The sequence below is a fragment of the Streptomyces sp. NBC_00727 genome, from assembly GCF_045161745.1.
Lineage (GTDB): Bacteria > Actinomycetota > Actinomycetes > Streptomycetales > Streptomycetaceae > Streptomyces.
This window is the reverse complement of record NZ_CP108981.1, coordinates 4964960-4978014: the sequence shown is the minus strand read 5'-3', so window position 1 is coordinate 4978014 and position 13055 is coordinate 4964960. Positions and strand designations below refer to the sequence as shown.

Sequence of the window (13055 nt, the reverse complement as noted above, 5' to 3'; positions counted from 1 at the left end):
AGACCCCGGTCCGCAGTTCCCCGTCACAGCGGCAGGTCAAGCTCGGCCGCGACGGTCTTGCCGACGGGGACGCGGTCCAGCACCTCCCAGCGGGCGGCGAGCGCCTCCACCAGCAGCAGCCCCCGGCCGTCCTCCGCGAGCGGGGCGGGCGCCACCGCTCCCCCAACCGGCGGGCGGCGTTCGCCCCGGGCGTCGGAGACCTCGATGCGCAGGGTCCGGCCGATGAGCCGTACGGTCACCTCGAAGTCCCGGCCCGGGACGCGGCCGTGGGTGACGGCGTTGGCGGCCAGCTCGGCGACCAGGACGGCGGCGGTGTCCGATGCCGGGCTGCCGTACGGCACACCCCAGGCGTCGAGTTGGTGCACGGCGAGCCTCCGGGCGAGGCGGGCGCCGCGCGGGGTCGAGCTGAAGCGCTGGGTGAACGCGCTCGCGGTGGCCGGGGCGCCGACCTCGGTGGGCAGTGGTGTCATGCCCCCAATCTGGTGGTACGTCCCCGGCGTGCACCAGCACCGGCCCGCGTACTCCGCGCAGGCGTACGCGCTCAGGGCGTGCGCATCAGGTCGCGGAGTCCGGCGACGCGGGCCGCGACGTCATCGGCCGCGACCGGGGGCGTGGCCTGCGGGTGCGGGGTGCGGCAGGGGCGGCAGAGGCCGTCCGGGAGGGCAGCCGCCGGGCCCGGGCGGCCGCACTCGACGCACTCGACCCGGAGATCGGGCGCTGGGCGGCCTGCCGGGGGTGCGTCCGGCAGCCGGGGCGGCATCTTGTCGACCAGGCGGCGGCGTACGAAACCGAGCGGGAACGCGACGTCCTCGGCGGGGAGCCCGGCGGTCAGCGCCGAGGTCAGGTGGGCGACATCGACGCCGCGCGCGAGCCAGGCGGCGGCGAGCGGTTCCAGGTCGGCGCAGTCGGCGGCGGAGAGCGCGAGGCGGGGTTCACGGCGGCCGAGTCCGGCGAGGGCGAGGTAGGCGGGGGACGGTGCGGCGGGCGACGACGCGGCGGGGGACGGCGCGTCCCGCCTCGGCGGCGCGGGCGGGTTCGGGGCGGGTCGCTGCGCGGTGCGCTGCGGCGGTACGTCGAGCGGCTCGCCGGAGGGGTCCGGCGCCGGTACCGGGTCGGCGGGCCCACCGCCCGCGAGCCTCGCGGTCCACCACTCGTTGTCGTGGGCGGTCCGGGACCAGTAGGTGTACGTCACCCACCGGCACTGGCCGTCCCCCCCGACATCGATCCGGCGGCGTACCCGGCGCAGGTGCCCGGCCACGGCGAGCGCGCGCAGGGCGGTGCCGATGGCCATCTGGCCGTACAGGGGGAGGTCCCTGGCCAGCAACTTGATGTCCATCGCGGCCCCGTCGGGCAGACGGTCCAGATACCCGGCGACGTACCGTTCGCGCTCGGGCAGGGCGGCGAAGTCGGCGGGGAGGGGCGGGCCTTGGGCGGGAATGCTCTGCTTGCCGTAACCGGTGCGGGCCGCGCGGTACGGGGCCGGGACTTCGGGGGCGCGCAGGGCGGGACTAAAGTGCTGGGCAGCCATGAGATCGGTCTTTCTTTGGGTGACGATCTTGGGTCAGACCCCGGCCGGTGCGACAACACCGCGTCGGGGTCGTTTCGTTGGGGGCACCGTAGGCAGCCGCCACTCTTCGCCGCAACTCGCTCACTATTAGTCATACTTGCTGGCCGTGACGGGGTCGGGAGGGTGGGAGGGTTTCCCTTCCCCCAATTACCCGCCGGATGAAGAACACCGCTCGGACCTCGGGTCACGAATCCCGAATCTCAAGCGCCGCCCGGCATGCCGCACCGGGCACGACGCCCGAGACCCGAGATCCGAGACTCAGGAGGTGCGTACGCAGCGTCAGCGTACGCACACGAGGAGTAGACAGTACGCAAGCCCTGGCCCGACGATGAGACCCAGTCAGAAGCGGTACGACGGGGTGCGCGCGCGAAAGGTGGCCGGTAGTGGGCTACGGCAATACGGACGGCGGTACGGGATCGGCGGGCGGTTCGGAGCCGGGGGCCTCGGACAGTCTGCGCACCTTCGGCGCGGTCGTCCAGGCCTTACGGGAGCATGCGGGCCTGAGCCGTGAGGAGTTCGGCGCCCTCGTCGGGTATTCCAAGCACACGATCGCCTCCATCGAGCAGGGCCGCCGGATGCCGGACCGCGATTTCGTGCAGAGCGCGGAGCCTCTGCTCGGCAACACGGGCGCGCTCAGGAAGGCCGCGCCTCATCTCTCCCGCCAGGCGGGGCTGGCGAGCTGGTTCGTGCAGTGGGCACGCCTGGAGACGACGGCGATCAGCCTCTACACGTACGACTGCCGCGTGATCCCGGGCCTGTTGCAGACCGAGGCGTACGCACGAGCCATCTCGCTCGACGTCCCGCCACTGCCGGACCCGGAGGAGCTGGAACAGCGGATCGCGGCACGGTTGGCCCGTCAGGAGCTGCTGTCCATCCACCGGAAGCCACCCACGGCGTTCAGCTTCATCGTGGAGCAGTCGGTGTTGGAGCGGCACACGGGCGGGGACGACGTCACGCGTGAACTCCTGGATCACTTGATTGAGTTGATCGAGGGGAACTGGAACGTGGAGTTTCAGGTCATGCCCATGCGTCAGCCACACCACGCAGGCACGGATGGTCCGATCCTGCTGGCAGAAACGCCCGAACACCGATGGTTCGCCTACTCGGAGGGTCAGCAGAACGGGCGGCTGATTTCCGATCCGAAGGAGATCAGCATCCTCCAGCAACGGTATGCGAAACTGCGCTCACAGGCTCTGAGCCCCGAGGACTCGCTGAGCCTGCTGAAGCGATTGCGAGGAGCGCTATGAGCACGTCCGGCCTGACCTGGTTCAAGAGCAGTTACAGCGGCTCTCAGGGTGACGCCTGCATCGAGGTGGCGATGGACTGGCACAAGTCGACCTACAGCGGCTCCGAGGGTGACAGCTGCGTCGAGGTCGCCGCCTGCCCCACGGCCGTCCACGTCCGGGACTCCAAGGACCAGCACAGCCCCGAGCTCGCCCTCTCCCCCTCCACCTGGAGCGAGTTCGTCGCGTACGCCTCCCAGGGCTGACGCCCGACAACTGGCCGAACCGCCCCGGGCTGCGGTCGTGCCCGGGGCCCGACACAGCGTGGGGATTTCCTTGGGCGCCTCCGATCAGCCGGGAGATGAGATGGCGAAGCCAGAAGGAACAGTGAGAAGCCTGCAGGGTGGTGGATTCCTCAGGGGCTCCGCTCTCGGGCTTGGGCAGATGTTCCTCGGGTGGCGATCCCTCTTGCTGGGCGCCTGCGGGACGCTGGCCGGGTTCGGAGGAGCGATCACCAATGAGGGAGCCGCGACGCGAGTGACGCTTGTGGCCATCGGCTGCGCCTCGCTTGCCCTGGTGGTGGTCACCCGCAAGTACATGAAGAACCACCGGGACCGGGACAACAACGCCTGATCGTGGTCCCGGGCTCCGAACGCCGTCGGCCTCGTCTCAGCGAGAGCCACGCGACCACGGTCAGGCGACCGGCAGCCCCGGCGCCGGGTACCCGTCCATCAACTCCTTCACCTCGGCGCGGACCTTCGAGATCGCGTCCTCGTCGTCCGCGCGGGCGGCCGTGATCACGCGGTCGATCCAGCCCGCGACCGTCGCCATCTCCGACACCGGGATACCCCGGGACGTGAGCGCGGGCGTCCCGATGCGGATGCCGGAGGGGTCGAAGGGCTTCCGAGGGTCGTACGGGACGGTGTTGTAGTTGACGACGATGCCGGCGCGGTCGAGGGCCTTGGCGGCCGTCTTGCCGGGGATGTCCTTGGTCGTGAGGTCCACCAGGAGCAGGTGGTTGTCGGTGCCGCCGGAGACCAGATCGAAGCCCCGGGCCGCCAGTTCCTCACCCAGCGCGCGGGCGTTGGCGACGACGGTGTGGGCGTAGGAGCAGAAGGCGGGGGTCGCGGCCTCGTTCAGGGCGACGCCGATCGCGGCCGTGGTCTGGTTGTGCGGGCCGCCCTGGAGGCCGGGGAAGACGGCGCGGTCCAGGGCGCGGGCGTGTTCGGCGCGGCTCAGGAGCATCGCGCCGCGCGGGCCGCGCAGGGTCTTGTGCGTCGTGGTGGAGACGACGTCCACGTGCGGGGCGGGCGAGGGGTGGGCACCGCCCGCGATGAGGCCGGCGATGTGGGCGATGTCGGCGACCAGGACCGCGCCCACCTCGCGGGCGATCTCCGCGAAGCCCGCGAAGTCGATCGTGCGGGGCACGGCGGTGCCGCCGCAGAAGATGAGCTTCGGCCGCTCGGCGAGGGCCAGGTCGCGGACCTCGTCCAGGTCGACGCGGCCGGTGTCGCGGCGCACGCCGTACTGGACGCCGTTGAACCAGGTGCCGGTGGCGGAGACGCCCCAGCCGTGCGTGAGGTGGCCGCCCATCGGCAGGGACATGCCGAGCACGGTGTCGCCGGGCTTGAGGAAGGCCAGGTAGACGGCGAGGTTGGCGGGTGAACCGGAGTACGGCTGGACGTTGGCGTGGTCCATGCCGAAGAGCGCGCGGGCGCGCTCGGCGGTCAGGCGCTCGACCTGGTCGATGACCTGCTGGCCCTCGTAGTAGCGCTTGCCGGGGTAGCCCTCGGAGTACTTGTTCTGGAGCACGGTGCCGGACGCTTCGAGCACGGCGGCGGAGACGTAGTTCTCGCTCGGGATCAGGCGCAGGGTGTCCGCCTGGAGCTGCTCCTCGGCGGCCACGAGGGCGGCGAGTTCGGGATCGGCGCCCGCCAGGGCGGGGTGGCGGGGCTGTGCGGGTACGGACGCGGTCACGGGGTTCCTCCCGGGTCGGTCGCATGGCTGCGGCGTGGACCCGGATGCCCAGGCGGACGGCTCTCCGGCATGACACCCCCGGGCACGCCCGGGGTGTGCCGCTCCCTCGTGGTCGATTCCACTGAGCACCCCCCGTGAGGGAGTGCGCGCCAGTCGCGGCCTTCCGCACCTTACCGGGCGCCCTTACGGGGTGCGCAAGGGCGATACGGGCGCACGGGGAGGGCCGCCCGCCGTCAGCGGGTGCGCCGGGAGAGCCGCCCCGTCAGGCCGAGGCGCGCTTGCGGGACGCCGTGCTCTTCGACCCGCTCTGCTTCTTGGCCGTCGTCTTCTTCGCCGCCGTCTTCTTCGCGGTGCTCTTGGAGGCCGTCTTCTTGGCCGCCGTCTTGCCCGTACCGCTCGACGTGGACTTCTTGCCGCCGCCGGCCTTCGGGGAGGACGCGGACTTCTTGGCGGCGCCGCCGGACGCGGGTTTCTTGTCGGCACCGGACGCCTTGCGGTCGGCGAGGTGCGTGACGTCCGCCACGGAGTCCTCCTCCTCGCCCCGGGCCTCCTTCGCGGCCTTGACGCTGCTCTCCAGGGCGGCGAGCAGGTCGATGACCTTCCCGCCTCCCTTGGCGCCCTTCTCGGACGGTTCCGGCGCCTCGCCCGAGGCCTTGGCGGCGACCAGTTCCTCGACCGCCTCGCGGTAGTCGTCGTGCAGCGAGTCCATGTCGACGTCGCCGAGGGTGTCCATCAGGGCGTCCGCGAGGTCCAGCTCCGCGTCGCGCACGGTCACGTCGGACTCCGGGGCGACGCCCTCGGGGGCCCGGATCTCGTCCGGCCAGAGCAGCCCGTGCATGGCGATCACGTCGTCGACGACCCGCAGCATGCCCAGGCGCTCGCGCCCGCGGAGCGCGTACTTGGCGAGGGCCACCTTGCGGCTCCGCTTCAGGGCCTCGCGCAGCAGGGTGTACGGCTTGGCCGCCGGGACGCCGTTGGCGGAGAGGTAGTAGGCCGCGTCCATCTGGAGCGGGTCGATCGCGTCGGCCGGGACGAAGGCGACGATCTCGATGGTCTTCGCGGTGGGCAGCGGCAGATGGCTCAGGTCCTCGTCGGTGATCGGGATCATCGAGCCGTCGGCGTCCTCGTACGCCTTGCCGATCTCGGCGGACGTCACCTCCTCCCCGTCCAGCTCGCACACCTTGCGGTAGCGGATGCGCCCGCCGTCCTCGACATGGATCTGCCGGAAGGAGATCGAGTGGTTCTCGGTGGCGTTGACCAGCTTGATCGGGATGCTGACCAGCCCGAAGGAGATGGCGCCGTTCCAGATGGACCTCACCGGTTCACCCCTTGGATACGTATGTGCGAAGAAACCTACGTTTCGCGTGTGATTCTTATCGTATGACGCCGATCACCGAGGTGGAGGGGCGACGGCTCTCCCTGAGCAATCTGGAGAAGGTGCTGTATCCGGCCACCGGCACCACGAAGGGCGAGGTGCTGCACTACTACGCGGCCACGGCGTCCGGGGTGCTGCTCGCGCATCTGCGGGACCGGCCCGTGTCCTTCCTGCGCTATCCGGACGGGCCGGAGGGGCAGCGGTTCTTCACGAAGAACCCGCCGCCCGGTACTCCGTCCTGGGTACGCAGGGTCCCGGTGCCGCACCGCGAGAGCGAGCCGTCCGAGCAGGTGGTCGTGGAGGATCTGGCCTCCCTGATGTGGGCGGCCAACCTGGTGGTGGAGTTCCACACCCCGCAGTGGCGGGCCGGGACGCCCGCGGTGGCCGACCGGCTGGTGTTCGACCTGGACCCGGGGGCGCCGGCCACCGTCGTGGAGTGCTGCCGGGTGGCGCTGTGGCTGCGGGAGCGGCTGGCCGAGGACGGCCTTGCGGCGTACGGGAAGACCTCGGGTTCCAAGGGCCTGCATCTGCTGGTCCCGATCACCCCGACGGACTCGGCGGCGGTGTCGGCGTACGCGAAGGGGCTGGCCGTCCGTGCGGAGCGGGAACTCCCGGAGCTGGTGGTGCACCGGATGCGGCGGGCGCTGCGGCCGGGCAAGGTGTTCGTCGACTTCAGCCAGAACGCCGCGGCGAAGACCACCGCCACGCCCTACACCCTGCGCGCCCGCGCCGAGCCGGCCGTGTCCGCGCCGGTCACCTGGGCGGAGATCGAGGGCTGCCGCTCCCCCGGCGACCTGGTCTTCCTGGCGGGTGACATGGCCGGACGGCTGGACCGGCACGGCGATCTGCTCGCCCCGCTGTGCGACCCGGAAGAGGGCCGGCCGCTTCCGGTCTCCTAGGACCTGTCCGACCCTGATCCGCCGGACAGGCCCCGTTCAGGATCTGGGGTCAAGGCCCCGCCCTCGGATGCCACGGCACCGAGCGTGCTCCTGCTCATGGAACAGGGCATTGATCTCGTCGCGATCAATGGACTCCGCGGGCGCGCCGACATCGGCGTCTACGCCCATGTCCGGCTCCGCCTCCAACACCACGCCGCCAACACCCTCGGCGACGCCCTCGGTCCGGGCGACGATGCCCCCGACGACCCACTTACCGCAGCCGTCGTCCGCCGACGTTGCCGTTGCCGTTGCCGTTGCCGTTGCCGTTGCCGTTGCCGTTGCCGTCAAACGAAACAAGGCCCCCTCCGCACCGCTGTGCGGAGGGGGCCTTGTTCCTATCCCCGAAACCCTGACCTCTCCATGGGGAGAGGGCACGACCTTAAATCTCTGGGCTACAGGTACTACAGCCGGAGATCTTGAGGATCAGTGATCGGCGGGATCGGTTGATGGGTCGACCAGGCCTGTAGGGGGCGAGGTAGGGGGTCGCTGCGGCGGCGGTAGTGGCTGACCGTGGCGCGGGTCTGGTGGAGGCGGCGCCAGTAGTCGCAGGCCAGGACGGTTTCGACGGGGTGGCGGGGGTTGAGGCGGGTGGCGGCCAGGCAGTGCCGGATGCTCTGCCGGGAAGGCTGCAGGAGTGGTCCGGGGATCAGTCGGTGGTCTCGCTCTCGTCGCTGACCTGGTCTTTTCCCGGGGTGTCGGCTTCCTGTGAGGTGTCGCCAGGTTCTGGTTCGGGGCGGGTGAGGGCGGCGTGCCGGACGGTGAGGAAGGCGGTGGCGAGCATGCAGATGGTGATGTGACGGTGCCAGGGGGGGCCACTTGCGGACCTGGTACTGGGCGAAGCCGACGAGCTGTTTGTTGATCTCGTTGTCCTCCTCGATCCGCCACCGGCCGCCCGCACGGGTGATGATCTCGGTGAGGGTGGTGTCGTGCGGGGCGTGCACGAGGAAGTAGGCGATCTCCCGGTGGAGTTGTCCGTCCTTGCCGCGCCGGTTGGGGTGCAGGGATCTGCGCATCACCAGCCAGTGCGTGAATCCCTCGGCCGGCTCCTCGTCCTTTACGGTGACATCGAAAGCGGTCCAGTCGTAGAGGCGTTCGCCCTTGGCGCCCTCGCCGAGCGAGCGGCGTTCCCACTCATCGCGGAACTTTGCGTAATGCAGCAGGTCATCGGCCCGTTTCACGGCCGGGAGGCGGGGCTTGCCCAGTGGGCCGTCCAGCGGCAGATCGGCCGGGACGGCCAGCACATAGGGCAGCGTCCGCTCGTGACAGAAGACCCGCAGTTTGCGGTCGCGGCCATACCCGGCGTCCGCCAGGACCCAGCCGAACGGGACACCGGCGGCCAGGGCGCGTTCCAGCATGGTGACGGCGAGTTCGGGTTTGGTGGCGAAGCCGATGTTCTCGGGCACGCCGGCCTCGCGGCAGCGTTCCCGGTCGCCGGTCCATTCCTCGGGCAGGTACAGGCGGCGGTCGATGAAGGCATGTCCGGCCTTGGCGGCGTAGGTGAGCATGACCATGGTCTGGCAGTTGCGGACGTCCCCGGTCGGACCGCAGTGCTGGAAGGCCACCCCGACCGACTTGGTGCCCTTCTTCTGCGCCTGGGTATCGTCGATGACCGGCGAGGCTTCCGGATCACCGAGGTGGGCGACCACGTAGTCACGCACGGCATCGCGCAGCCGGTCGGCATCCCAGACCGAGCCGTTGAGCAGCCATTGCATCCGGTCCGGCGTCAGATGCCCGGCCCGTTCCGAGAGTGTCCAGCCGTTCTTCACCGGCAACTCCGCCAGCAGCCCCTCGACGTACTGCGCGAACACCATCCGTGGCTCGGGCCGGTTGAACAATCGCCTCAACGAGCCGGTCAGTGTGGACAGTTCCGCATCCCACCCGGCTATCTGCTCAGCCGTCACACCCATCATCATGACCGGTCAACGACCGTGACAGGACATGGTCACAAGATCTCCGGCTGCAGTACTCGTCCGCTGACGTTGCCGTCAGCGTTGCCGTCAAACACCCCTGAAGCCCCACCGGAAAGTAATCCGGTGGGGCTTCAGACTTACTGATGAAATTCTAGGGCTGCCATCGAATTCTCTCTATTTCAACAGCCGCAATCGGGTCACGATGACGATTTGATTCGCTCGACCTCTCGACGGATCGGGCCAATCCGGGGAACTCGATCCCACCACCATTCACCATTCGATCGCTCACCGCCATCGAGACGACGAACAATTCCAGATTCATCAATTTCAGTGAACTGAATAAATCTGGAGTCGGCATCATCGAGCGCCCGCCTGAATCCCCCAAGGAAATCCGAGTCGGTCTTTTTCATGCCGAGAGAGACGAAGCTCCTGAGTGCGAGGGCGGCAATCAAGTCATAGACGCCCCACACCGTCCTGTCGGAATCGGGTAGCCCAATCTCCACCTCAATCCTGAGAACGTGATTGCGCCAGCTCTCCAGCAGCTCAACCAGCCCTAGGGTCCGCTCCGGGGCGACTGGAACTGAGACGCTCTCCAGCCGACGGATGTCCATATCCGTCAGGAAGCATCCGAGCCATTCGCCTCGTTCGCTTGCATTCATCCATTCACCTGCCAGGGTAATACGACGTGGACTTCCACGGCATATCCCAGTTGATAATTACGCGGACACCATTGTGGTCAAACCTTGATGAGTTCTGCCCGTCCAACTGGCGTGGCCCAGCCTGTCGAAGCGTCGTCTCAACTTCCGTGGCGGACGGACGCCCCATTGCCGGGTTCCCCCCACCCGTGTGACCGTTCACGAACTCAACCATCTCGTCGAGACTGTAGTCACTTCCATGGAAATCCTCGCCGCCGAGACGGTCTCCATTCCTGCCGCCAGCTGGAACTCCACAATTCGGACCGGAATTGTGCACCAGGACCGGAGTAGCCCCCGCCAGCACATAGTACGTGTGCTACGCGAAGCCTTCGACCTGCTTTTTCGCAGGTCAAGTGCGGTTTGTTGGTCCGGTGAGGTGCGTGGTTGTGCGGGGTTGTTGCCGTCGCTACTGCCGTCAGATGGTTCAGCCCAGGTACGGCTTCTCGCGCTGTTCCTGGAAGTGTTGGAGCCTGAGTCGTTGGGTGTGGTGCATCGGCAACTCCTCGATCTCTTCCGGCGGTACGAACCGGAGTTCGGTGGACTCGTCGGAGATTGTCAGTTGGCCGCTGGTGATGCGGGCGGTGAAGCAGACGTTGAACTGGCGGCGGACCTCACCGTCGGTGTAGGCGATGATGTGTTTCGGGTCGGTGTAGGTGCCGACCAGGCCGGTGATCTCGACGTCGAGGCCGGTCTCTTCCTTGATCTCGCGGACGGCTGTGCCTGGCAGGGAGTCGGTGAGGTCCATTCCGCCTCCGGGCAGGGCCCATAGGTCGTTGTCGCGGCGGCGCTGGAGAAGGATGCGGCCGTGGTCGTCGGTGACGACGGCGGAGGCGGCGACGACCATGCTGTTCGGCTTGGGCGCGTTCGGGTCGTCGTAGTACTCGGTGCGGGCCACGGTCAGTCTTCCTCTCGTACGGGGGTTGCGGTCGCCCACACGGCGTCGAAGCTGTCGGCGTAGGTGTCGAACATGCCGCTCTCCTGGTGTCGGCGAAGGTGCCACACGGGGGCTGCGTAGGCGTTGACGCCCCAGACGTGTGCGTTGACGAGTTGCTGGTCGTCGGCCCGGTAGAGGGAGTTGTAGAGCGTGGTGCCGTGGGTGCGGACTTCGATGCCGGGGGTGTCGGCGAGCGGCTTGTAGTGCATGAGCGCGAGGCGGCAGCGGGATTCGATGCCGTGGCCGAACCGCTCTTCCTGGCCGCGGGCTTGGACGTTGTCGCTGTCGGGGTCCCCGATCGCGATGCGGACGGTGCAGCCTTCGGCGGCGCGTTCGGTGAGGAGTTCGTTCAGCCGCGGGTACGCCTCGTGGAGGAAGACTGCCGCGTAGACGAGGATGTCGATCCGTTCCCGGGCTTGGGCCATCAGGTCGGTGAACGTCGAGACGGGGATATCGGCCCGCTGTTCGTAGAGCGCGACCAGTTCGGGGCTGATGGCGCGGGCGGGGCGGGCCTGGCGGAGCGCCGGCCAGAGTGCGTGCACGTCTTCTCCCAGGGCCTTGGCCGCCTGGAGGGCGGTGGCGCGACGTGGGATACGCCCGAGGTTCACCCAGCGCTCGACCGACTTGGGGTCGACCTCGACCTGCTGAGCGAGTGCGGCGTACGTCCAGCCTCCCGCCGCCATGACGGCTCGTAGTCTCTCGTTCGGCACGAGTCTCCCCCTTCGTCTCAGGACGGCACTAGGGACGTTCTACACGGTGCAGGACGTCCCGAAGTGAGGTTTGGTGGAGGTTCCTTCGTCCCGGTGACCGGCGTGAGGATCGGTGCCGACCCCGCGGCACCAACAAGCCCAGGGGCACGCATCAACGCCGCCGAGGAGCGTCACCGTGCGAATGAGTGCCACCCCACGTGTTCCCGCCCTGCGACTGCCCGCCCGGTCCCGCGCCGCCTCGCGGGGGTGGTCACGATGACGGCCCCCACCCCTGATGCCGACGGGCACACCGTCTCGCCCGATGTCGGCGCCCTGGTGGTCGACCGGCGGAGCGGCAAGGTGGGCGTGGTGATGGGGCATGTGGGGACGTACGTGCAGCTTCGGCCGCCGCGCGGTGGCCGGGAGTGGGACGTGCCGCCCGAGGACGTACGTACGCCGACTCCGACGGAGGAGTTGAGCGCGAAGGTGGCCGTGGCCAACCGGAGGTGGGGACGGTGACCCCTCGCTCGGTCCTGCGCTACGAGACCTGGACGCTCCAGCCCGACCGCGAGCCGGACGCGGAGCCGGTCCTGTACGCGATGAAGTGCGCCGTGGACGGAGAGACCTCACCGACGAGCGAGGACTTCGCCGAACCGCAGGAGTGGGTGCTGCGGCACTGTGGTCAGAACCCGTCCCACCACACCTACCGGGAGATCATCACCCGCCCCTGGCGGACCTGGCGCCAGACATGACCCGCCTCGCTCGCCCAGGCGCCGCACCGCGCTGACCCACCCGACTCCCGTCCCTGCCGGGCGCAGCCGATCGAGGCTCCCCCGCACTCGTCAGCCCCGGCAGGGACGGGCCCTCACGTGGTGCCGTGCCCGTGGCTGTGGGAGTTCTGGCCTCTGCCACAGAAAGTCAGCCACGACGGCGGGCGCGCCGACCGATCACCCGCCACGTGTGTCTCGCTCAACCCCGCACCAGCATCAGCCCGGATATCTCCATCGTCACGGCCCCCAGCCAGGCAGCAAGCATGGGCGCCCGGGACGGCGCGAGCCCGCCGGGTAGCCTCTCAGGTGCCCGGCCAGTCTGCTGCTGAGCGGTCGGACCGGGTCTTCCGATTGGTGGTCCGGCCTACGCTCCCGGGCTCTGCGCGCCGAGCGGTCGGCGGCCGTCGCCAGCGGGGCGGCAGACAGGAGCGGGCGGCGGTCACCGACCGCCGGCGCGCGGCGGCCCGCGCCAGCGGGACGCCCTTGATCAAGTAAAGAAACTCTGAACAGCTCACCCAGTGTCCGCGCTGTCAGACCGGGTGGATGCGGCGAGCTGCCCCTTGGCACCTCTGACCGTGTCGTAGACCTGCTTGGTCCGCAGGGTTCCGGTGGGGGACTTCTCGCGTACCTCGGTCTGGCGGCCGAGGTCGTCGTAGAGGTACGCCAGTCCGGGGGCGTCGGTGCGCGAGCCCTTGACGAACGTCATCTGGCTGCGGTCGTCGTAGGTCGTATCCGTCGTGCCCTGGTCAGGGTCGGTAGTTGAGATCTTCCGGCCGAGCTGGTCGTAGGTGTACGTCCAGTGGTTTCCGGCGGGGTCGGTGACTGAACCGTTCCGAGTTCGGTAGAGGCTGCCAGCAGCCAGGGCGCGCAGCACGTCAGCGGGGCTCTGAGCCTCACTCCGATCGAACAGATCCATTCGATCAGGAGGCACCAACTCCCGATGATCGGAGCCTACTGTCCGTCCTCATCCATACGTC

15 protein-coding genes and 1 riboswitch are annotated in these 13055 nt (G+C 69.1%); of the genes, 5 read left to right on the top strand and 10 right to left on the bottom strand.

Annotated elements, in window-relative coordinates:
- Window positions 1-23 precede the first annotated feature (23 nt).
- Window positions 24-470, bottom strand: a complete 447-nt coding sequence (locus OG242_RS22715) for an ATP-binding protein (protein WP_405899905.1) — start codon at window positions 468-470, stop codon at window positions 24-26.
- Window positions 471-541: 71 nt separating this feature from the next.
- Window positions 542-1528 (bottom strand): MarR family transcriptional regulator, encoded by a 987-nt coding sequence (locus OG242_RS22710; RefSeq protein WP_405899904.1) that lies wholly within the window; start codon window positions 1526-1528, stop codon window positions 542-544.
- A 422-nt stretch (window positions 1529-1950) separates the two neighbouring features.
- Between OG242_RS22710 and OG242_RS22705 the strand changes: the two genes are divergently transcribed.
- Both OG242_RS22705 and OG242_RS22700 read left to right on the top strand, forming a co-directional pair.
- On the top strand, window positions 1951-2814 hold the full coding sequence (locus OG242_RS22705) for a Scr1 family TA system antitoxin-like transcriptional regulator (protein ID WP_405899903.1): 864 nt from the start codon (window positions 1951-1953) through the stop codon (window positions 2812-2814).
- The gene (locus OG242_RS22700; RefSeq protein WP_405899902.1) at window positions 2811-3056 is read left to right on the top strand and encodes a DUF397 domain-containing protein; all 246 of its coding nucleotides are present in this window, start codon (window positions 2811-2813) and stop codon (window positions 3054-3056) included. Before OG242_RS22705 ends, OG242_RS22700 begins: the two co-directional genes overlap by 4 nt.
- Before the next feature lie 427 nt (window positions 3057-3483).
- Here OG242_RS22700 and glyA read toward each other — a convergent pair whose 3' ends face one another.
- Entirely contained in the window at window positions 3484-4767 is a 1284-nt protein-coding gene (glyA, locus tag OG242_RS22695; protein ID WP_405899901.1) for a serine hydroxymethyltransferase, read from the bottom strand.
- A 39-nt stretch (window positions 4768-4806) separates the two neighbouring features.
- Window positions 4807-4934: riboswitch (ZMP/ZTP riboswitch) on the bottom strand.
- Window positions 4935-5029: 95 nt separating this feature from the next.
- Window positions 5030-6085 (bottom strand): Ku protein, encoded by a 1056-nt coding sequence (locus OG242_RS22690; RefSeq protein ID WP_405899900.1) that lies wholly within the window; start codon window positions 6083-6085, stop codon window positions 5030-5032.
- A 62-nt stretch (window positions 6086-6147) separates the two neighbouring features.
- Here OG242_RS22690 and ligD point away from each other — a divergent pair, with 62 nt between their 5' ends.
- Entirely contained in the window at window positions 6148-7041 is an 894-nt protein-coding gene (gene ligD, locus OG242_RS22685) for a non-homologous end-joining DNA ligase (protein WP_405899899.1), read from the top strand.
- A 36-nt stretch (window positions 7042-7077) separates the two neighbouring features.
- On the opposite strand, the gene OG242_RS22680 is transcribed toward ligD, so the two are convergent.
- From OG242_RS22680 to OG242_RS22660, 5 genes are all read right to left on the bottom strand, one after another.
- Complete coding sequence (locus OG242_RS22680; protein ID WP_405899898.1) at window positions 7078-7368, bottom strand: hypothetical protein; 291 nt, start codon at window positions 7366-7368, stop codon at window positions 7078-7080.
- Between the two features lie 113 nt (window positions 7369-7481).
- The gene (locus OG242_RS22675; RefSeq protein ID WP_405899897.1) at window positions 7482-8981 is read right to left on the bottom strand and encodes an IS701 family transposase; all 1500 of its coding nucleotides are present in this window, start codon (window positions 8979-8981) and stop codon (window positions 7482-7484) included.
- Between the two features lie 206 nt (window positions 8982-9187).
- Window positions 9188-9649 (bottom strand): hypothetical protein, encoded by a 462-nt coding sequence (locus OG242_RS22670; RefSeq protein ID WP_405899896.1) that lies wholly within the window; start codon window positions 9647-9649, stop codon window positions 9188-9190.
- Between the two features lie 460 nt (window positions 9650-10109).
- Window positions 10110-10580, bottom strand: a complete 471-nt coding sequence (locus tag OG242_RS22665; protein ID WP_405899895.1) for an NUDIX hydrolase — start codon at window positions 10578-10580, stop codon at window positions 10110-10112.
- 2 nt (window positions 10581-10582) lie between these two features.
- Complete coding sequence (locus tag OG242_RS22660; RefSeq protein ID WP_329223804.1) at window positions 10583-11302, bottom strand: XRE family transcriptional regulator; 720 nt, start codon at window positions 11300-11302, stop codon at window positions 10583-10585.
- 273 nt (window positions 11303-11575) lie between these two features.
- On the opposite strand from OG242_RS22660, the gene OG242_RS22655 reads away from it, so the two are divergent.
- Both OG242_RS22655 and OG242_RS22650 read left to right on the top strand, forming a co-directional pair.
- The gene (locus OG242_RS22655; protein WP_405899894.1) at window positions 11576-11827 is read left to right on the top strand and encodes a hypothetical protein; all 252 of its coding nucleotides are present in this window, start codon (window positions 11576-11578) and stop codon (window positions 11825-11827) included.
- The gene (locus tag OG242_RS22650) at window positions 11815-12060 is read left to right on the top strand and encodes a hypothetical protein (RefSeq protein ID WP_405899893.1); all 246 of its coding nucleotides are present in this window, start codon (window positions 11815-11817) and stop codon (window positions 12058-12060) included. The genes OG242_RS22655 and OG242_RS22650 overlap by 13 nt, the downstream gene beginning before the upstream one ends.
- 529 nt (window positions 12061-12589) lie before the next feature.
- Here the strand turns inward: OG242_RS22650 and OG242_RS22645 are convergent.
- Window positions 12590-12994, bottom strand: coding sequence for an RHS repeat domain-containing protein (locus tag OG242_RS22645; RefSeq protein WP_405899892.1), 405 nt, complete (start codon window positions 12992-12994; stop codon window positions 12590-12592).
- Window positions 12995-13055: the final 61 nt, after the last annotated feature.

Excerpts from the sequence above, each read along its gene's own strand:
- OG242_RS22645 (WP_405899892.1), bottom strand. The coding sequence starts at position 12,994 with ATGGATCTGTTCGATCGGAGTGAGGCTCAGAGCCCCGCTGACGTGCTG.
- OG242_RS22710 (WP_405899904.1), bottom strand. The coding sequence starts at position 1,528 with ATGGCTGCCCAGCACTTTAGTCCCGCCCTGCGCGCCCCCGAAGTCCCG.
- OG242_RS22660 (WP_329223804.1), bottom strand. The coding sequence starts at position 11,302 with ATGGCGGCGGGAGGCTGGACGTACGCCGCACTCGCTCAGCAGGTCGAG.
- OG242_RS22700 (WP_405899902.1), top strand. The coding sequence starts at position 2,811 with ATGAGCACGTCCGGCCTGACCTGGTTCAAGAGCAGTTACAGCGGCTCT.
- OG242_RS22670 (WP_405899896.1), bottom strand. The coding sequence starts at position 9,649 with ATGAATGCAAGCGAACGAGGCGAATGGCTCGGATGCTTCCTGACGGAT.
- OG242_RS22715 (WP_405899905.1), bottom strand. The coding sequence starts at position 470 with ATGACACCACTGCCCACCGAGGTCGGCGCCCCGGCCACCGCGAGCGCG.
- ligD (WP_405899899.1), top strand. The coding sequence starts at position 6,148 with ATGACGCCGATCACCGAGGTGGAGGGGCGACGGCTCTCCCTGAGCAAT.